The sequence below is a fragment of the Mesorhizobium sp. P170090 genome, assembly GCF_057786115.1.
Window position 1 is genome coordinate 4,417,949 of sequence record NZ_JBYNWH010000001.1, and the last position, 18,306, is coordinate 4,436,254.

Consider the following 18,306-nt stretch of genomic DNA (forward strand, 5'->3'; position numbering starts at 1 on the left):
CTCGTTCGCGCTTTACCAGCGGTAGTGCGCGAAAGCGCGGTTGGCTTCTGCCATCTTGTGGGTGTCTTCACGCTTCTTCACGGCGGTGCCGCGGTTATTGGCCGCGTCCATCAGCTCGCCGGAGAGGCGGTCGACCATGGTGGTCTCGTTGCGGTTGCGCGCAGCTGCAATCAGCCAGCGGATCGCCAGGGCCTGGCGGCGCTCGGGGCGCACATCGACCGGAACCTGGTAGGTAGCGCCGCCGACGCGGCGCGACCGGACTTCCACATGCGGCGCGACATTGTCGAGCGCCTGATGGAAGACGGTGACCGGCTCCTGCTTGGTCTTCGACTGAACCTGGTCGAGCGCACCGTAGACGATGGTCTCGGCAACCGACTTCTTGCCGTCATACATGACGGCGTTCATGAACTTGGTGACGATCAGATCGCCGAACTTCGGGTCCGGATTGATCTCACGCTTTTCTGCACTGTGACGACGCGACATGGCTTTTGTCTCTCAATCTCGTAGCCCGACGCATTCAAGCAGCGCCAGGGCCGGAAAATCTTACTTCGGACGCCCCTTACTTCGGACGCTTGGCGCCGTACTTCGAACGGCGCTGCTTGCGGTTCTTCACGCCCTGCGTGTCGAGCACGCCGCGGATGATGTGGTAGCGCACGCCCGGAAGATCCTTGACGCGGCCGCCGCGGATCATGACCACGGAGTGTTCCTGAAGGTTGTGGCCTTCGCCGGGGATGTAGCCGATCACTTCAAAGCCGTTGGTCAGGCGGATCTTGGCCACCTTGCGCAGTGCCGAGTTCGGCTTCTTCGGCGTCGTTGTATAGACGCGCGTGCAGACGCCCCGCTTCTGCGGGTTCTGCTGCATGGCCGGGACCTTGTTGCGCTTCACCGGCGCAATGCGCGGCTTGCGGATCAGCTGGTTGACGGTAGGCATTAAACCCTCTTGTCTCTCAATTCCGTGTCTCGCCCGGTCAGGGCCGCTCAAAGCGCCAATTCCATACGCAAATTCGGGCCATAAACCGCGCCTCGCGGTCCTGCCCGAACAAAATGCAGAGGAAGCGGGAACCGCTTCATGCGCGCCGGAAATGTCTTTTCGCTCGTAAAACGAACCCTGTTTGAGGCAAACTCCAAAGCGTGTCGCTTCGGAAGGGAGAGCCTCACATCGGTTCTGACTGGGCGGCTTCTACTCGCAAGACCGTGAACCGTCAACCCCGGCACGCCAAATATTGCGCGCTGACGACGGCTTGGCAGCCATGCGAAAAACGCATGTAATTTTCTTTCTTCGTTTTGCAAGGCAGAGGAAGAAAGTGACCGGGGCAGACAAGAAAGTGACCGGCTTTTGGCTGTCATGCGCGGGTTCTTCATGGCAAAAGGCGCCATGGACAGCCCAAAACCCCTCGCCCGCCCCCGCCTCAAGAGGAATCAGCCCGTGAACGACAATGAGGAACGCCCGGTCACCATCGTCACCGGCCGGGTCTGGAAAAAGAAGGGCGGCAAGCCGGAAGGCGTCCATGTGATGCTGGTTGCGCCCGACGACGATTCGGCCGTGCGCCGGGTGCTCGAATCGCTTGCGGCCGAAGGCTATGCCGAAGTCGAGCTCGACCAGATCGGCGATATGGACGGCGAACCCGACGAGGAGCCGCATCTGTCAGCCTTTCAGGGTGCCCTCGAAGGTGAGGTGTCGATCGTCACGTTTGACGTGCCGCTCTGAGCGTCACAGGCTGCTTGCGCCTGTACCGCGCCGGCTTGCCCGGCACCGGTTCTCTGCTAAGAACCAAGCGACTTAACAAGCCAAATTCGAATCCGCGGAGTCCCCATGCCCTCGAACAATGGTCCCATCAAGCTCGGCATCGTCGGCGTCGGCAAGATCGTGCGCGACCAGCATCTGCCGGCAGTGGCCAAGGATGCGGACTACCGCCTCATCGCCGCTGCCAGCCGGCACGGCAAGGTGGACGGCATCCCGAATTTTCCGACCATTGAGGCGATGCTCGACGCGGTGCCCGACCTCGAGGCCGTCTCGCTGTGCATGCCGCCGCAGTTCCGCTACGACGCGGCACGCACCGCGCTGATGGCGAAGAAGCATGTTTTCCTGGAGAAGCCGCCGGGCGCCACCGTCAGCGAGGTCGAGGACCTGAAGCGGCTGGCGGCAGCCAGTGGCGTCTCACTGTTCGCCAGCTGGCATTCGCGCTACGCGCCGGCGGTGGAAGCCGCGCGTGCCTTCCTGGCGTCGGCCAAGGTCAACTCGGCCGCCATCGTCTGGAAGGAAGATGTCCGCCGCTGGCATCCGAACCAGGATTGGATCTGGGCGCCGGGCGGTTTCGGCGTCTTCGATCCCGGCATAAACGCACTGTCGATCGCAACCCACATCCTGCCGGCGATGTTCATCACCTCGGCCGTCCTCGACTTCCCGGAAAACCGCGCCTCGCCTGTGGCGGCCCACGTGACCTTCCGCACCTCGGATGGGTTGCCGGTGACCATGGAGCTCGACTGGCTGCAGACGGGACCACAGAGCTGGGACATCCGGGCGGACACCGACAAGGGCAAGATGGTGCTGTCCGGCGGCGGCACCAAGCTCGCCATCGACGGCAAGGTGGTTCACGACGAGCCGGAAGCCGAATATCCCCAGCTTTACCGGCGCTTCGCTGAAATCGTACCCGCCGGCGTCTCCGATGTCGATTTGGCACCCCTGCAGCACGTGGCCGACGCCTTCATGCTCGGCAAGCGCAATGTGGTGGAAGCGTTCTTCGATTGAGCGATGAGTTCTGCCGGACCGCAGTCCGGACACTCATCATGCAGCCTTACTCGACGATCGCAATCGCAAACCCGTCATAGCCTTTGGCGCCGACGGTCTGGATGGCGGTGCCGTCCAGGCGCTTGTCGCCGCCGATGAAGGAAAACGCACCGCGTGCGCCTTCGACATACGCGTCACGGCCATCGTCGTTGAGCACGGTGCCGTCGCGGATGACGTTGTCGCAGATGATGACCGTCCCCGGCCGCGACAGGCGCATGGCCCATGACAGATAATTCGGGTTGTTCGGCTTGTCCGCGTCGATGAAGATCAGATCGAACGGACCGGCATTTTCGGCAGCCAGCGTCTCAAGCGACTGAAGCGCGGGGCCGATCCTGAGCTCGACCTTGTCCGGCACCCCTGCCCGCTCGAGATTCGAGTGCGCGACTTTTGCATGATGCGGCTCGAGTTCGAGCGTCACGATCTTGCCGCCGACGGGCAATCCCCTTGCCATCCAGATGGTCGAGTAGCCGCCAAGCGTGCCGATCTCCAGCACCTTCCTGGCGCCGCTGATGCGGACCAGCAGCGACAGCAGCTTGCCCTGCGCCGGCGATACGTCGATGGCCGGCAGGCCCTGGTCGCGGTTGGCCGCAAGCACCGCTTCGAGGATGGGATCTGCTTCGAAGAGAGAGGAAACGATGTAGTCGTCGACGTCAGTCCAAACCTTCTTGCTCATGTTTTCCTCGATTCGATTGGGGGTCAAAACGCGAAAAGGGGCCACTGGGGCCCCCTTCCTTCTTCTCGTCCTGCCGCGCTTACTGCGCGGCGTTGACCATGTCGGTCAGCATCGGCTCGGCGACCTCGACACCGGAGGCCTTGCGGCGCTCGTCGATGATCAGTTCGTCGCGCGAGGTGGCGATGCGCCGGATCTGGCTCATCGTGCCGCCGGTACCGGCCGGGATCAGCCGGCCGACGATGACGTTTTCCTTCAGGCCCTGCAGCATGTCGGTCTTGCCGGCAACCGCAGCTTCGGTCAGCACCCTGGTCGTCTCCTGGAAGGAGGCGGCCGAGATGAAGGACGGCGTCTGCAGCGAGGCCTTGGTGATGCCCAGCAGCACCGGCTGGCCTTCGGCCGGCTTCTTGCCGTCCTCGACCAGGCGCTCGTTGACCTCTTCCAGTTCGATCACGTCGACGTGGTCGCCCGGAATGTAGGTCGAGTCGCCCTGCACCGTGATCTCGACCTTCTGCAGCATCTGGCGAACGATCACCTCGATGTGCTTGTCATTGATCGACACGCCCTGCAGACGGTAGACTTCCTGGATTTCGTTCACGAGGTAGGAAGCAAGTGCTTCCACGCCCTTGATCGCCAGGATGTCGTGCGGCGCCGGATTGCCGTCGAGGATGTAGTCGCCCTTCTCGATGACGTCGCCGTCCTGGAGATGGAACGGCTTGCCCTTCGGGATCAGGTATTCGACCGGCTCAAGCGTCGAGTCATGCGGCTCGATGATGATGCGGCGCTTGTTCTTGTAGTCGCGGCCGAAGCGGATCGTGCCATCGATCTCGGCGATGATGGCGTGATCCTTCGGACGACGTGCCTCGAACAGTTCGGCAACACGCGGCAGACCGCCGGTGATGTCCTTGGTCTTGGCGCTTTCCATCGGGATACGCGCCAAAACGTCGCCGGGACGAACCTGCGAACCCGGCTCGACCGAAAGAATGGCCTCGACCGAGAGCAGGAAGCGGGCGTCGCCGCCCTTCGACAGCTTGCCGACCTTGCCCTTCGGGTCAAGGATGGCGATCGCCGGCTTGAGGTCGTTGCCGCGTGGCGTCGAGCGCCAGTCGATAACCTCGCGCTTGGTGATGCCGGTCGATTCGTCGGCCGTTTCCTGAACGGAAATGCCGTCGACCAGATCCTCGTACGACACCTTGCCCTCGATTTCGGTGAGGACGGGGCGGGTATAGGGATCCCATTCGGCGATACGCTGGCCGCGCTTCACCTTGTCGCCATCGTCCACGAAGATGCGCGAACCATAGGTAAGGCGATGCGAGGCACGCTCCTTGCCGGCTTCGTCGAGGATCAGCACCGCCATGTTGCGGCCCATGACCATCTGCTGGCCGTCCGAGTTGCGCACCACGTTGCGGTTGCGGATCTCGACCTTGCCCTCATACGAGGCTTCAAGGAACGAGCTGTCCACCACCTGCGCCGTACCGCCCATGTGGAAGGTACGCATGGTGAGCTGGGTGCCCGGCTCGCCGATCGACTGCGCCGCGATGACGCCGACGGCTTCGCCCTGGTTGACCGGGGTGCCGCGGGCAAGATCGCGTCCGTAGCAGACCGCACAGACGCCGATCCTGACCTCGCAGGTCAGTGCCGAGCGAATGCGGACCGACTGCACGCCGGCCTTTTCGATCTTTTCCACGTCACGTTCGTCCATCAGCGTTCCGGCCTTGACCAGAACCTCACCCGAAAGCGGATGCGTGATGTCGTCGAGCGAGGTGCGGCCCAGCACGCGCTGGCCGACCGAAGCGACGACCTGACCGGCATCGACGATCGGCTGCATGGTGAGGCCCTTGTCGGTGCCGCAATCCACGGAGTTGACGATGCAGTCCTGCGCCACGTCGACCAGACGACGGGTGAGGTAACCCGAGTTCGCCGTCTTCAAGGCGGTGTCGGCCAGACCCTTGCGGGCGCCGTGGGTCGAGTTGAAGTACTCGAGCACGGTCAGGCCTTCCTTGAAGTTCGAGATGATCGGCGTCTCGATGATTTCACCCGAGGGCTTTGCCATCAGGCCGCGCATGCCGGCGAGCTGACGCATCTGGGTGGGCGAACCACGCGCACCCGAATGCGACATCATGTAGATCGAGTTCATCGGCTTTTGACGGCCACTGTCCTCGAACTCGACGGCCTTGATGCGGGCCATCATCTCGTCGGCGACCTTTTCCGAGCACTTGGCCCAGGCGTCGACGACCTTGTTGTACTTCTCGCCCTGCGTGATCAGGCCGTCATTGTACTGCTGCTCGTATTCCTTGGCCAAAGCTTCGGTGTCGGAAACCAGCTTGATCTTGGCGTCCGGGATCAGCATGTCGTCCTTGCCGAACGAAATGCCGGCGCGGCAGGCGTGGCTGAAGCCGAGGGCCATGATGCGGTCGCAGAAAATGACCGTCTCCTTCTGACCGCAGTGGCGGTAGACGGTGTCGATCATCTTGGAGATGTTCTTCTTGGTCATCTCCTGGTTGGCCGTCTCGTAAGGCACATTGACGTTCTTCGGCAGCAGCTCGCCGATGATCATGCGGCCAGGCGTGGTGTCGTAGATTTTCGACACGACCTTGCCTTCGGCGTCGACCGTGCGGAAACGACCCTTGATCTTGGAGTGCAGCGTCACCGCCTTGGTCTCGAGCGCGTGCTGGAGTTCGCCCATGTCGGCAAACACCATGCCTTCGCCCGGCTCGTTCTGATTGACGATCGAGAGATAGTAGAGACCCAGGACCATGTCCTGCGAAGGCACGATGATCGGCGCGCCGGAAGCCGGGTGCAGGATGTTGTTGGTCGACATCATCAGCACGCGGGCTTCAAGCTGCGCTTCCAGCGACAGCGGCACGTGAACGGCCATCTGGTCGCCGTCGAAGTCGGCGTTGAAGGCCGTGCAGACCAGCGGATGCAGCTGGATCGCCTTGCCTTCGATCAGGATCGGCTCGAACGCCTGGATGCCGAGGCGATGCAGCGTCGGCGCACGGTTCAGCAGCACCGGATGCTCGCGAATGACCTCGTCGAGGATATCCCAGACTTCCGGACGCTCCTTCTCGACCAGCTTCTTGGCCTGCTTGACGGTCGAGGAGAACCCCTTGGCGTCGAGGCGGGCGTAGATGAACGGCTTGAACAGTTCGAGCGCCATCTTCTTCGGCAGGCCGCATTGGTGCAGCTTGAGCTCCGGACCGGTGACGATGACCGAACGGCCCGAATAGTCGACGCGCTTGCCGAGCAGGTTCTGGCGGAACCGGCCCTGCTTGCCCTTCAACATGTCGGATAGCGACTTCAGCGGACGCTTGTTGGCGCCGGTGATGACGCGGCCGCGACGGCCGTTGTCGAACAGCGCATCGACGGCTTCCTGCAGCATGCGCTTTTCATTGCGCACGATGATGCCGGGCGCGCGCAGCTCGATCAGCCGCTTCAGGCGGTTGTTGCGGTTGATGACGCGGCGATAGAGATCGTTCAGGTCGGAGGTCGCGAAACGGCCGCCATCCAGAGGAACCAGCGGGCGCAGGTCCGGCGGGATCACCGGAACCACCTTCATGATCATCCATTCCGGACGGTTGCCGGACTCCATGAAGTTCTCGACGACCTTGAGTCGCTTCAGATACTTCTTCTGCTTCAGCTCGGACGTGGTCGAAGCCAGTTCCGAACGCAGGTCGCCGGCGATCTTCTCCAGGTCCATGCCGGCCAGAAGGTCATGAATGGCCTCGGCGCCGATCATGGCGGTGAACGAATCCTCGCCATATTCGTCGACGGCGATCATGTACTCTTCCTCGCTGAGCAGTTGGTGCTCCTTCAGCGCGGTGAGGCCAGGCTCGGTGACGATGTAGTTCTCGAAGTAGAGGACGCGCTCGATGTCCTTCAGCGTCATGTCGAGCAGTGTGCCGATGCGCGACGGCAGCGACTTCAGGAACCAGATGTGAGCGACAGGTGCCGCCAGCTCGATGTGGCCCATGCGTTCGCGGCGAACGCGCGACAGCGTGACTTCGACGCCGCACTTTTCGCAGATGACGCCCTTGTACTTCATGCGCTTGTACTTGCCGCACAGGCATTCATAGTCCTTGATCGGGCCAAAAATGCGCGCGCAGAACAGACCGTCACGCTCCGGCTTGAAGGTGCGGTAGTTGATGGTCTCCGGCTTCTTGATCTCGCCGAACGACCAGGACAGAATCTTCTCAGGGCTGGCGAGCGATATCCGGATGGAATCGAACACCTGCGCCGGCGCCTGCGGATTGAAGAGATTCATGACCTCTTGGTTCATGCCGTTCTCCTTTTCGGGTCCTCGAAAACCCCGTGCATCTAACGCGGGCCAAATGCCCGCTGAGTGGTCGGCCCACTGGCCGTAGAATTTGGTGCATCCGGTCGCGGCGTTCCGCGACCGGATGTCTTGCTTACTCGGCCGCGCCCCTATTCGGCAGCATCTGGCAGCCGGACAGGGTTGTCGTCGAGCTTGGTGTTCTCCAGCTCGACATTGAGGCCGAGAGACCGCATTTCCTTGACGAGCACGTTGAAGCTCTCGGGAATGCCGGCCTCGAACGTGTCGTCGCCGCGCACGATCGCCTCGTAGACCTTGGTGCGGCCGGCGACGTCGTCCGACTTCACCGTCAGCATTTCCTGCAGCGTGTAGGCGGCGCCATAGGCTTCCAGCGCCCAGACCTCCATTTCGCCGAAGCGCTGGCCACCGAACTGCGCCTTGCCGCCCAGCGGCTGCTGGGTAACGAGCGAGTAGGGACCGATCGAACGCGCGTGGATCTTGTCGTCCACCAGGTGGTGAAGCTTGAGCATATAGATATAGCCCATCGTCACCTTGCGATCGAACGGCTCGCCTGTGCGTCCGTCATAGAGCTGCGACTGACCGCTGGTGTGCAGGCCCGCCTGCTCCAGCATGATGTTGATGTCGACTTCATGCGCGCCGTCGAACACCGGTGTCGCGATAGAGACGCCGCGGCGCATCTGCTCGCTGAGGCGAACGATGCTCTCGTCGTCATATTCGCGGACCGGCTCGTTGCGGTCGTTGGCTGGGATGAAGCTCTCAAGCGTCTTGCGCAACGGCTTGATGTCTCCAGCCGTCTTGTAGGCGTCGATAAGCTCGCCGATCTTCTTGCCCATGCCCGCGCATGCCCAGCCCAGATGCGTTTCCAGGATCTGGCCGACATTCATGCGGCTCGGCACACCCAGCGGGTTGAGCACGATATCGGCATGCGTGCCGTCCTCGAGGAAAGGCATGTCCTCGACCGGAACGATCCGCGAGACGACACCCTTGTTGCCGTGACGTCCCGCCATCTTGTCGCCCGGCTGCATCTTGCGCTTCACGGCCACGAAGACCTTGACCATCTTCATGACGCCCGGAGGCATTTCGTCGCCGCGCTGCACCTTCTCGACCTTGTCCATGAAGCGCTGCTCGAGCGCCTTCTTGGAATCGTCGTACTGGCCACGCAGGGCTTCCAGTTCGCTCTGGAGCTTTTCGTTCTCCACTGCAAACTGCCACCACTGCGAACGCGGATACTCGTCCAGCGTATCCTTCGACAGCTTCGAGCCCTTCTTGAAGCCCTTCGGTCCGGCAATCGCTTCCTTGCCGACGAGAACGTCGGAAAGCCGCGAATAGACGTTGCGGTCGAGGATCGCCTGCTCGTCGTCGCGGTCCTTGGCGAGGCGTTCGATCTCCTCGCGTTCGATCGCCATGGCGCGCTCGTCCTTCTCGACGCCGTGGCGGTTGAAGACGCGCACTTCGACGACTGTGCCGAAGGTGCCCGGAGGCATGCGCATCGAGGTGTCGCGAACGTCGGACGCCTTTTCACCGAAGATGGCGCGCAGGAGCTTTTCTTCCGGCGTCATCGGGCTTTCGCCCTTCGGCGTGATCTTGCCGACCAGGATGTCGCCCGGCTGCACTTCCGCGCCGATATAGACGATGCCGGCTTCGTCGAGGTTCTTCAGCGCTTCTTCCGAAACGTTCGGAATGTCGCGCGTGATTTCCTCCGGTCCAAGCTTGGTGTCGCGGGCCATGACCTCGAATTCCTCGATGTGGATCGAGGTGAAGACGTCGTCGGCCACGATGCGCTCGGAGAGCAGGATCGAGTCCTCGTAGTTGTAGCCGTTCCACGGCATGAACGCGACCAGCACGTTGCGGCCGAGCGCCAGATCGCCGAGCTCGGTCGACGGACCGTCGGCGATGATGTCGCCCTTGTTGACGCGGTCGCCCATGCGCACCAGCGGACGCTGGTTGATGCAGGTGTTCTGGTTCGAACGCTGGAACTTCATCAGCCGGTAGATGTCGACGCCCGACTTGCCGGGATCGAGATCTTCCGTGGCGCGGATGACGATACGCGTCGCGTCCACCTGGTCGACGATGCCGCCGCGGCGGGCGCCGATGGCGGCACCCGAGTCACGGGCAACGATCGGCTCCATGCCGGTGCCTACGAACGGCGCTTCGGCGCGCACCAGCGGCACGGCCTGACGCTGCATGTTGGAGCCCATCAGCGCGCGGTTGGCGTCGTCGTTCTCGAGGAACGGGATCAGCGCCGCGGCCACGGACACCATCTGCTTGGGCGACACGTCCATGAGATCGACGTTTTCGCGCGGCGCCATCATCACTTCGCCGGCGCTGCGGCAAATGACGAATTCGTCGACGAAACCACCATTCTTGTCGAGCTCGGCATTGGCCTGCGCAACGTGGTGCTTGGACTCTTCCATAGCGGAGAGATAGACGACCTCATTGGTCAGCTTGCCATTGACGATCTTGCGGTACGGGCTTTCGATGAAGCCGTACTTGTTGACGCGCGCGAAGGTCGCCAGCGAGTTGATCAGACCGATGTTCGGGCCTTCCGGCGTCTCGATCGGGCAGATGCGGCCGTAATGCGTCGGGTGCACGTCGCGCACTTCGAAGCCGGCGCGCTCGCGGGTCAGACCGCCCGGGCCAAGTGCCGACAGGCGGCGCTTGTGGGTGATCTCCGACAGCGGGTTGGTCTGATCCATGAACTGCGACAGCTGCGAGGAACCGAAGAACTCGCGCACGGCGGCAGCCGCCGGCTTGGCGTTGATCAGGTCCTGCGGCATCACCGTATCGATCTCGATCGAGGACATACGTTCCTTGATCGCGCGCTCCATGCGCAGCAGGCCAACGCGGTATTGGTTCTCCATCAGCTCGCCGACAGAACGCACGCGGCGGTTGCCGAGATTGTCGATGTCGTCGATCTCGCCCTTGCCGTCGCGCAGCTCGACCAGCGTCTTGACCACGGCCAGGATGTCGTCCTTGCGCAGCACGCGCACGGTATCCTCAGCCTTGAGCTCGAGGCGCATGTTCATCTTGACGCGGCCGACGGCCGACAGGTCGTAGCGCTCCGAGTCGAAGAACAGCGAGTTGAACATGGCTTCGGCGGTTTCAAGCGTCGGCGGCTCGCCCGGGCGCATGACACGGTAGATGTCGAACAGTGCGTCCTGGCGGCTCTCGTTCTTGTCGACGTTGAGCGTATTGCGGATGTAGGCGCCGACATTGACGTGGTCGATGTCGAGAACCTTGATCTCGCTTTCGCCCGTGCCGAGCAGCACCTTCAGCGTCTTTTCATCGATCTCGTCGCCGGCTTCGAGGAAAATCTCGCCGGTGCCGTAGTTGACGATGTCCTCGGCCAGGTAATTGCCGAGCAGATCCTCGTCGGTCGCCTTGATCGCCTTCAAACCCTTTTCGCCAAGCGCCCTTGCCTGGCGGGCGGTGATCTTCTTGCCGGCCTCGACGACAACTTCGCCTGTGTCGGCATCGACGAGGTCGCCAACGGCCTTGAGGCCGCGGAAACGCTCGACGTTGAACGGGATGCGCCAGTGGTCGCCGGCGCGCTTGTAGGTGATCTTGTTGTAGAAGGTCGACAGGATCTCTTCGCCGTCCATGCCGAGCGCCATCAAGAGCGACGTCACCGGAATCTTGCGGCGGCGGTCGATGCGGGCATGCACGACGTCCTTGGAATCGAACTCGATGTCGAGCCACGAACCGCGATAGGGAATGACGCGCGCCGCAAACAAAAGCTTGCCCGAGGAGTGCGACTTGCCCTTGTCATGGTCGAAGAAGACGCCCGGCGAACGGTGCATCTGCGAGACGATGACGCGCTCCGTGCCATTGACGATGAAGGTGCCGTTGAGCGTCATGAGCGGCATGTCGCCCATATAGACGTCCTGCTCCTTGATGTCCTTGATCGACTTTGCGCCGGTATCCTCGTCGATATCGAACACGATGAGGCGCAGCGTCACCTTGAGTGGCGCGGCATAGGTCAGGTCGCGCTGACGGCATTCGTCAACGTCGAATTTCGGTCCTTCGAACTCGTACTTCACGAACTCCAGCATCGAGGAGCCGGAGAAATCGGAGATCGGGAAAACCGACTTGAAAACGGCCTGCAGTCCCTCGTCCGGACGCCCACCCTTGGGCTCCGCCACCATCAGGAACTGGTCATAGGATGCTTTTTGAACCTCGATCAGGTTCGGCATCTCCGCAACTTCCGGAATCTTTCCGAAGAACTTGCGTACGCGTCTGCGGCCATTGAAAGTCTGGGTCTGGGCCATCGTCGCTCCTTAGCTATAAACTCGGGGCGAGCCTCGCCGCGGCTCACCTTGCATGCGCGGCCACCTCGGCGGCGGCCCCTGATCTGTTTCCCGCCGCCTGGCGGCGACGGCTAAAACGGGAGAAAACCCGTTTCCTGAAGGCCGGTTTCGGCCCTCAGGAAAGAGGTTCTCGTACATCTCGCGCTACGCATCCTCCCCTCTGATGAAGGGAGTGGCGGACGGCGCGAGGCCGCCCGCCGCTTTTACGCTTACTTCAGGTCGACCTTGGCGCCGGCTGCTTCCAGCTGGGCCTTGAACTTCTCAGCGTCAGCCTTGGAAACGGCTTCCTTGACCGGCTTCGGAGCTGCTTCGACCAGATCCTTGGCTTCCTTGAGGCCCAGGCCGGTGATGGCGCGGACTTCCTTGATGACGTTGATCTTCTGAGCGCCTGCCTCGGTGAGGACGACGTCGAATTCCGTCTTTTCCTCAGCCGGAGCAGCAGCAGCGGCAGCGCCGCCGGCAGCGGCAACCGCCACCGGAGCAGCAGCCGAAACGCCCCACTTTTCTTCCAGAAGCTTCGACAACTCGGCCGCCTCGAGGACGGTCAGCTTCGAAAGGTCGTCTACGATCTTTGCCAGATCAGCCATTGTTGTATTCCTTCATCAGGTTCGAACGTGTGTTTGTGATAGCGAGGAACGGCCTCATGCCGCCTCGTCCTTCCGGGCGTAAGCGCCGATTACGCGCGCGACCGAAGCCGCTGGCGCATTGACGATCTGGGCGATCCGGGTTGCCGGCGTGGCGATCATGCCAACCAGCCTGGCGCGCAGCTCATCGAGCGACGGAAGTGTGGCGAGTGCCTTCACACCGTCGGCGTTGAGCGAGGTGGTGCCCATTGCGCCGCCGAGAATGACCAACTTGTCATTTCCCTTGGCGAAATCGGACGCGACCTTCGGCGCCGCAATCGGATCCTCCGAATAAGCGATCAGCGTCTGTCCCTTGAACAGGTCGATGATCGATGCGGAGTCCGTGCCCTGAAGAGCGATTTTGGCGAGACGGTTCTTCGCGACTTTGACGGTGCCACCGGCAGCGCGCATTTTCGACCGAAGGTCGTTCATTTGCGCGACGGTGATACCGGCGTAGTGGGCCACGACGACTGAACCAGCGCCTGCAAAAGCACCATTCAGGCCCGTGACGAGTTCGCGTTTTTCCGCTCTGTCCACTGCCTATCTCCAGTTGACCCCTGCCCCGCTAGTGGGACAGGCGTCGGGTTGCCTTTTTGCCGGCCGGGCCATCCATTACAGATCTCCCGAACGACGCTCGAGGATCCTGCCCCCTTTCGCCACATCGACGGCAAGCCGGAGATGCGCAGACAAAAGGCAAACACGGTTCGAACCTTTCATTGGAGCTTGTCGCTCCGTTGTCCGGTTTTCACCCGTCTCATGCAGGCCCAATTCAATTAAGGCTTCTGGGCCGCCTGCAATCTCGGACAGGATGTCCGGAAGCCTCTCGACTTCCGGTACCGGGCCGCCGACAAGTCGGAGGCCCGGAATTCACTTGCGGATCAGCGCCTTGGCAGCCGATCCAGATGTTCGTATCAAGACGCTGCGAGCGTCGAGACGTCGAGCTTGAGGCCCGGGCCCATCGTCGAGGTGACCGACACCTTCTTGACGTAGTTGCCCTTGGCGCCAGCCGGCTTTGCCTTGGTCACGGCATCGGCGAAGGCGCGGACGTTTTCTTCCAGCGCCTTGACGTCGAACGAGACCTTGCCGACGCCGGCATGAACGATGCCGGCCTTCTCGACGCGGAACTCGACAGCGCCGCCCTTCGATGCCTTGACGGCGGCGGCGACGTCGGTGGTGACGGTGCCGACCTTCGGGTTCGGCATCATGCCGCGCGGGCCCAGCACCTTGCCCAGACGGCCGACCAGCGGCATCATGTCCGGCGTGGCGATGCAGCGATCGAAGTCGATCGTGCCCTTCTGGACGATGTCGACCAGATCCTCGGCACCGACGATGTCGGCGCCGGCGGCGCGAGCCTCATCGGCCTTGCCGCCACGTGCGAACACGGCGACGCGGACCGAGCGGCCGGTGCCGTTCGGCAGGTTGACCACGCCGCGGACCATCTGGTCGGCATGGCGCGGGTCGACGCCGAGGTTCATCGCCACTTCGATGGTCTCGTCGAACTTCACCGTCGAACGGTCCTTGAGCAGCTTCAGCGCCTCACCAAGGGCATAGGCCTTGTTGGGGTCGATGCCGTCACGGGACTTCGATACACGCTTTGCAATCTTTGCCATGATCTCAGCCCACCACTTCCAGACCCATCGAGCGGGCGGAGCCCTCGACCATGCGCATGGCCGCCTCGACGTCGTTTGCGTTCAGATCCTTCATCTTCTGTTCGGCGATGGCGCGCACCTTGTCGCGGCCGATCGTGCCGGCCTTGATCTTGCCCGGCTCTTTCGAACCTGACGTCAAGTTCGCCGCCTTTTTCAGGAAGTAGCTCACCGGCGGCGTCTTCATGACGAAGGTGAAGGACTTGTCCTGGTAATAGGTGATGACGACCGGGATCGGCGATCCCTTTTCCATTTCCTGGGTCTGCGCGTTGAACGCCTTGCAGAATTCCATGATGTTGATGCCGCGCTGACCAAGTGCCGGGCCGATCGGCGGAGACGGCGTAGCCGATCCCGCTTTGACCTGGAGCTTGAGCTGGCCTGCAATTTTCTTAGCCATCTCTTTCCTGCCTTTGTCTCATGCCGGCCCCAGTATCGGGAACACCGGCGGTTGCAGTCTGGTGGTGCGGTCCGCGCAGCCGGCTAAAGCCGCATTCGCCTCCCACCCGTTCATGGCCGCGCGCTTTCCGCGCCGCCTCCCCTTGCCGGCGAACCGGCGCAGGGTTTTCGGATCAGCCCTTTTCGACCTGTCCGAATTCCAGATCGACCGGCACGGCGCGCCCGAAGATCGAAACTTCCACCTTGAGCCGCGCCCGCTCCTCGTCCACTTCCTGGACGAAACCGTTGAACGAGGCGAACGGACCATCCGAAACGCGGATCGCCTCGCCGATCTCGAAAGTGACCGAGGGCTTCGGCCGCTCGACGCCTTCCTGAACCTGGTTCAGGATGCGTTGCGCCTCGGCTTCGGTGATCGGCACCGGCTTGGAGTCACCGAGGAAGCCGGTGACCTTCGGCGTGTTCTTGACCAGCGAGAACACCGCATCGGTCAGATTGGCCTTGAGCAGCACATAGCCCGGAAAGAACTTGCGCTCGGCATCGACCTTGCGGCCGCGGCGGATCTCGACAACCTTTTCGGTCGGCACCACGATCTGCTCGATATCGGCGGACAGTCCCTTCTGCTTGGCTTTGTTCTCGATGTCCTCGGCGACCTTCTTTTCGAAGTTCGAATAGGCGTGGACGATGTACCAGCGCGCGGTCATTTCAAGACTTCTCCGTAATCGCCGGACTTATTGGCCGAGGCTCAGTAACCGCTCGATCGCGTAGCCCATGGCCACGTCGGCGGTGAAGAAAAAGATCATCGCGATGACCGCGAATACGAGCACCATCACCGTCGAGATCATCGTCTCCCGGCGCGACGGCCAAGTCACCTTGGCAGTTTCCGCGCGAACCTGCTGGAGAAAGACGAAAGGATTTGTGGTTTTCGAAGCCATATGCCGCTCTGTCTTCAAGACCCGTTGGCCGGGTCTCCTGGATGATCCCGCTGGCCGGGACGTGCCGCCTGGGTTCAAGTCGGCGCCGAATCAGCGCCATTTCGCCCATGCAAATCGGACGCGTAAAGCCGGCTTCCCAGCTCCACGCGTCGCGTGTCTGTTGTGTCTACATAAAACCGATTCTTGATCCACGCAAGTGGCAAGTGTCCGCTTTATGACCAAACGCCGCCTCGGAACCATCCAGTCGTCCCGTCCCGGCTATCGGGGCCTTATGCCTCAGTTCGCCCAATATGGCAAGCCACCTGCCCTTTTTCAATGCCGGACCCCAATTCCAGGAGGTGCATCCGGAAATCAGGCACGTGATTACAAGTTCGAGGAAATGGCGTTGCGGACGAACCTGCGACCTGCTGTTTTGGAAACCAAATGAAGCGCACGCAAGATTGGAATCCAGCTGCCCATGCCGAGGCAGCTGGATCAACCCAAGGTTAGCTCAGGCGCAGGCGAGTTCGACCCCGGCCACTGCGCCCATTCCGCGTGGTGGGCGTGGGCGCGGCGCGATCACTGCCGGGCACGGGGGCGGGTCGTCGTCATCGTCGGGGCCGAAAGAACGGCCACTATGCCGCCAAGCTTTGAGAACGCTGCGGCGCGAGGAGGGTCGCCAAGGCAGCACCCGGCCTGAAGTCTCTTTCCCCAGCGTGGGTTTCTCATCCAGAGCCTTCAACGCCCTCAGAATCTGGTCGACAGGGATTACCGTGCCGTTGTCCAGGCGGCGCAAGGCAGGCTGGTTTTCCACCGCGCAGGCATCGGACGCCCACGAGGAAAGCAGTGCCCGCTTTTCTCCACGGCTGAGGCGTGGATGGTTGATGACGTCGTCTGGATTGTCGAGCAGGCACAAAGAAGTTTCAATTTTGCCCGAGCGTGCCGCAGAAAGTGTCGGTGTCTCGTAGAAGTTGTCCATCTCCATTCTCCGCAATCTGGGCCTCCCGGCCGAAGCCGGGAGGCGGACCGCAGGGATAACTGAATCGATACGATCAGGCCGCTTTGCGGGTGCGTTCCGTATCCTGGGCGATCTGCTTGCCGCCCACCTGGGCGTCGCCGGCCCCGATGCTGATGCGGCGCGGCTTCAGCTCTTCGGGAATCTCACGGACGATGTCGATGGTCAGGAGACCGTTCTCAAGGTTTGCTGCCTTGATCTTCATGTGGTCGGCAAGTTTAAACGTCTGCCTGAAAGTGCGGTAGGCGATGCCCTGGTGCAGCAGCTGGCGTCCGCTCTGGTCATCAGCCTTCTGGCCTACCACGACCAGTTCGGGTCCATGCTGGGTCAGCTCAACCTCATCCTGGCTGAAGCCTGCGATGGCCATCGAGATACGGTAATCGTTCTCGTCGACCTTCTCGATGTTATAGGGCGGCCAGTCCGGACGCGTGCCGCTGTCGAGCATGTCGAAAAGACGGTCAAAACCGACGGTGCTGCGATAGAGAGTATCAAAGGTTCTCATAGCCACATTCTCCTTGAAGCAACATGGGTACAAGGGCGCCGCCCAGCAGCGCCGCCTTTGCCAAGCCAATCGGCCTCGGCGGGAAACGAATTAGGAAGGGCTGAAAACCGGTTCAAGAGCCCTATTCAAAAAAAATTCCAGAAGCCAGGCCAGCATCCCGCTTCCAATAATTCGCAGCCGCTGAAAAGCAGCCGGCGGCAGCAAAATAGGCCTATTCTGAATTGTGAACGCAAACGGCAATTGGCTCGCCAATGGCAGTTGAATCAAGGAAATCGGTTCGTGGAAATACGCCGACTTCGGCATTGCGCATCAGCGCTCTCGCTCTGCGCATGCCTCCGGAACGTCGGATGGGCTCGTCGAGTACGCGGCTTCAGCCCAACCAAACGAGGAGCCAAAACAAGGCGTTTCTAAAATGCCGGATTCCAACGAGGAAAATGGCACGGGCAGCAGGGCTCGAACCTACGACCTGCGGTTTTGGAGACCGCCGCTCTACCAACTGAGCTATGCCCGTACGCGCGTTTCAGCGCAGGCGCTTCCTAAAAGCTTCCGGGCGCGCTGTAAAGAGTTGTCTGACGCGCTTTCAGATCCTTTGCCGGAAATCCGGATAGGTGATGACCAGCCCGTCCCTGCCGATCTCGATTTTTCGCCTGCCTGAAGCCGCATGCCGGCGCTCAATCCCCGGCCGGCGGCTTGTACGGCCCGCCCGGTACGCCCCAGCCCCAGGCCGGCATCGGTTCGGTCTGCGGGTCGCAGGTCTCGCCGAGGGTGGAATTCATCTTGGCAAGCCGTGACCCCCATTCGACATAGCCCATGAAGGCGGAACGGAATTCGGGATCCTCCGGCAGCCCGACCGCATCGGCGGCATCGGCAAGCAGGCTGATCCAGCGGCGGCGCTGTTCCTCCGTCAGATGCTTGCCCAAGTGATGCATGACCATCTCGCGATGGCCGCCATGCTGTTCGCTGTAGGTCTTGGGTCCGCCAAAAACCTCGCCGATGAAGGCCGCGACATGCGCCGGATGATCCGGGGACATGTGTTTGAACACCGGGCCGACCACCGGGTCGCGGGACACCTTGTCGTAAAAGGTTTCCGTCAGCCGATTGAGGGCTTCGATGCCGCCGGCCCATTCGTAGAGTGTCGGGATGTCCTGGCTCAT

16 protein-coding genes and 1 tRNA gene are annotated in these 18,306 nt (G+C 61.9%); 2 read left to right on the top strand and 15 right to left on the bottom strand.

Annotated features, from left to right (window positions below; all coding sequences use genetic code 11):
• Nucleotides 1–12 precede the first annotated feature (12 nt).
• A complete protein-coding gene (rpsG, locus tag AC3EML_RS21465) occupies nucleotides 13–483 on the bottom strand; it encodes a 30S ribosomal protein S7 (RefSeq protein WP_008875664.1) in 471 nt (156 codons plus the stop codon).
• A gap of 76 nt (nucleotides 484–559) precedes the next feature.
• Entirely contained in the window at nucleotides 560–931 is a 372-nt protein-coding gene (gene rpsL, locus AC3EML_RS21470) for a 30S ribosomal protein S12 (RefSeq protein WP_006333356.1), read from the bottom strand.
• 495 nt (nucleotides 932–1,426) lie between these two features.
• On the opposite strand from rpsL, the gene AC3EML_RS21475 reads away from it, so the two are divergent.
• Both AC3EML_RS21475 and AC3EML_RS21480 read left to right on the top strand, forming a co-directional pair.
• Entirely contained in the window at nucleotides 1,427–1,708 is a 282-nt protein-coding gene (locus AC3EML_RS21475) for a hypothetical protein (protein ID WP_023694876.1), read from the top strand.
• A gap of 105 nt (nucleotides 1,709–1,813) precedes the next feature.
• Nucleotides 1,814–2,749, top strand: coding sequence for a Gfo/Idh/MocA family protein (locus AC3EML_RS21480; RefSeq protein ID WP_352520394.1), 936 nt, complete (start codon nucleotides 1,814–1,816; stop codon nucleotides 2,747–2,749).
• Between the two features lie 46 nt (nucleotides 2,750–2,795).
• Here AC3EML_RS21480 and AC3EML_RS21485 read toward each other — a convergent pair whose 3' ends face one another.
• The 13 genes from AC3EML_RS21485 to AC3EML_RS21545 all read right to left on the bottom strand — a co-directional run bounded on the left by AC3EML_RS21485 (nucleotide 2,796) and on the right by AC3EML_RS21545 (nucleotide 18,306).
• On the bottom strand, nucleotides 2,796–3,461 hold the full coding sequence (locus AC3EML_RS21485) for an O-methyltransferase (RefSeq protein WP_023667433.1): 666 nt from the start codon (nucleotides 3,459–3,461) through the stop codon (nucleotides 2,796–2,798).
• Between the two features lie 79 nt (nucleotides 3,462–3,540).
• Nucleotides 3,541–7,737 (bottom strand): DNA-directed RNA polymerase subunit beta', encoded by a 4,197-nt coding sequence (gene rpoC / locus AC3EML_RS21490; protein WP_023707178.1) that lies wholly within the window; start codon nucleotides 7,735–7,737, stop codon nucleotides 3,541–3,543.
• 146 nt (nucleotides 7,738–7,883) lie between these two features.
• On the bottom strand, nucleotides 7,884–12,020 hold the full coding sequence (rpoB, locus tag AC3EML_RS21495) for a DNA-directed RNA polymerase subunit beta (protein ID WP_023686024.1): 4,137 nt from the start codon (nucleotides 12,018–12,020) through the stop codon (nucleotides 7,884–7,886).
• A gap of 248 nt (nucleotides 12,021–12,268) precedes the next feature.
• Nucleotides 12,269–12,646: a 50S ribosomal protein L7/L12 gene (rplL, locus tag AC3EML_RS21500; RefSeq protein ID WP_023667436.1), complete on the bottom strand. Its 378-nt coding sequence runs from the start codon at nucleotides 12,644–12,646 to the stop codon at nucleotides 12,269–12,271.
• Between the two features lie 54 nt (nucleotides 12,647–12,700).
• On the bottom strand, nucleotides 12,701–13,219 hold the full coding sequence (rplJ, locus tag AC3EML_RS21505) for a 50S ribosomal protein L10 (RefSeq protein WP_023667437.1): 519 nt from the start codon (nucleotides 13,217–13,219) through the stop codon (nucleotides 12,701–12,703).
• A 374-nt stretch (nucleotides 13,220–13,593) separates the two neighbouring features.
• Nucleotides 13,594–14,292, bottom strand: coding sequence for a 50S ribosomal protein L1 (gene rplA, locus AC3EML_RS21510; protein ID WP_023667438.1), 699 nt, complete (start codon nucleotides 14,290–14,292; stop codon nucleotides 13,594–13,596).
• A gap of 4 nt (nucleotides 14,293–14,296) precedes the next feature.
• Nucleotides 14,297–14,725, bottom strand: a complete 429-nt coding sequence (gene rplK, locus AC3EML_RS21515; RefSeq protein WP_006333334.1) for a 50S ribosomal protein L11 — start codon at nucleotides 14,723–14,725, stop codon at nucleotides 14,297–14,299.
• Nucleotides 14,726–14,897: 172 nt separating this feature from the next.
• Entirely contained in the window at nucleotides 14,898–15,425 is a 528-nt protein-coding gene (gene nusG, locus AC3EML_RS21520) for a transcription termination/antitermination protein NusG (protein ID WP_006333333.1), read from the bottom strand.
• A 27-nt stretch (nucleotides 15,426–15,452) separates the two neighbouring features.
• Nucleotides 15,453–15,656 (bottom strand): preprotein translocase subunit SecE, encoded by a 204-nt coding sequence (gene secE, locus AC3EML_RS21525; RefSeq protein ID WP_023686025.1) that lies wholly within the window; start codon nucleotides 15,654–15,656, stop codon nucleotides 15,453–15,455.
• Between the two features lie 490 nt (nucleotides 15,657–16,146).
• A complete protein-coding gene (locus tag AC3EML_RS21530; RefSeq protein ID WP_352520395.1) occupies nucleotides 16,147–16,614 on the bottom strand; it encodes a hypothetical protein in 468 nt (155 codons plus the stop codon).
• A gap of 73 nt (nucleotides 16,615–16,687) precedes the next feature.
• A complete protein-coding gene (locus AC3EML_RS21535; RefSeq protein ID WP_286487389.1) occupies nucleotides 16,688–17,152 on the bottom strand; it encodes an Hsp20 family protein in 465 nt (154 codons plus the stop codon).
• A 435-nt stretch (nucleotides 17,153–17,587) separates the two neighbouring features.
• A tRNA-Trp gene (locus AC3EML_RS21540) sits at nucleotides 17,588–17,663 on the bottom strand.
• A gap of 160 nt (nucleotides 17,664–17,823) precedes the next feature.
• A complete protein-coding gene (locus AC3EML_RS21545) occupies nucleotides 17,824–18,306 on the bottom strand; it encodes a group II truncated hemoglobin (RefSeq protein ID WP_352520396.1) in 483 nt (160 codons plus the stop codon).

Excerpts from the sequence above, each read along its gene's own strand:
- rpsG (WP_008875664.1), bottom strand. The coding sequence starts at position 483 with ATGTCGCGTCGTCACAGTGCAGAAAAGCGTGAGATCAATCCGGACCCG.
- rpsL (WP_006333356.1), bottom strand. The coding sequence starts at position 931 with ATGCCTACCGTCAACCAGCTGATCCGCAAGCCGCGCATTGCGCCGGTG.
- AC3EML_RS21480 (WP_352520394.1), top strand. The coding sequence starts at position 1,814 with ATGCCCTCGAACAATGGTCCCATCAAGCTCGGCATCGTCGGCGTCGGC.
- AC3EML_RS21485 (WP_023667433.1), bottom strand. The coding sequence starts at position 3,461 with ATGAGCAAGAAGGTTTGGACTGACGTCGACGACTACATCGTTTCCTCT.
- rpoC (WP_023707178.1), bottom strand. The coding sequence starts at position 7,737 with ATGAACCAAGAGGTCATGAATCTCTTCAATCCGCAGGCGCCGGCGCAG.
- rpoB (WP_023686024.1), bottom strand. The coding sequence starts at position 12,020 with ATGGCCCAGACCCAGACTTTCAATGGCCGCAGACGCGTACGCAAGTTC.
- rplL (WP_023667436.1), bottom strand. The coding sequence starts at position 12,646 with ATGGCTGATCTGGCAAAGATCGTAGACGACCTTTCGAAGCTGACCGTC.
- rplA (WP_023667438.1), bottom strand. The coding sequence starts at position 14,292 with ATGGCAAAGATTGCAAAGCGTGTATCGAAGTCCCGTGACGGCATCGAC.
- rplK (WP_006333334.1), bottom strand. The coding sequence starts at position 14,725 with ATGGCTAAGAAAATTGCAGGCCAGCTCAAGCTCCAGGTCAAAGCGGGA.
- nusG (WP_006333333.1), bottom strand. The coding sequence starts at position 15,425 with ATGACCGCGCGCTGGTACATCGTCCACGCCTATTCGAACTTCGAAAAG.
- secE (WP_023686025.1), bottom strand. The coding sequence starts at position 15,656 with ATGGCTTCGAAAACCACAAATCCTTTCGTCTTTCTCCAGCAGGTTCGC.
- AC3EML_RS21530 (WP_352520395.1), bottom strand. The coding sequence starts at position 16,614 with ATGGACAACTTCTACGAGACACCGACACTTTCTGCGGCACGCTCGGGC.
- AC3EML_RS21535 (WP_286487389.1), bottom strand. The coding sequence starts at position 17,152 with ATGAGAACCTTTGATACTCTCTATCGCAGCACCGTCGGTTTTGACCGT.
- AC3EML_RS21545 (WP_352520396.1), bottom strand. The coding sequence starts at position 18,306 with ATGAGCCAGGACATCCCGACACTCTACGAATGGGCCGGCGGCATCGAA.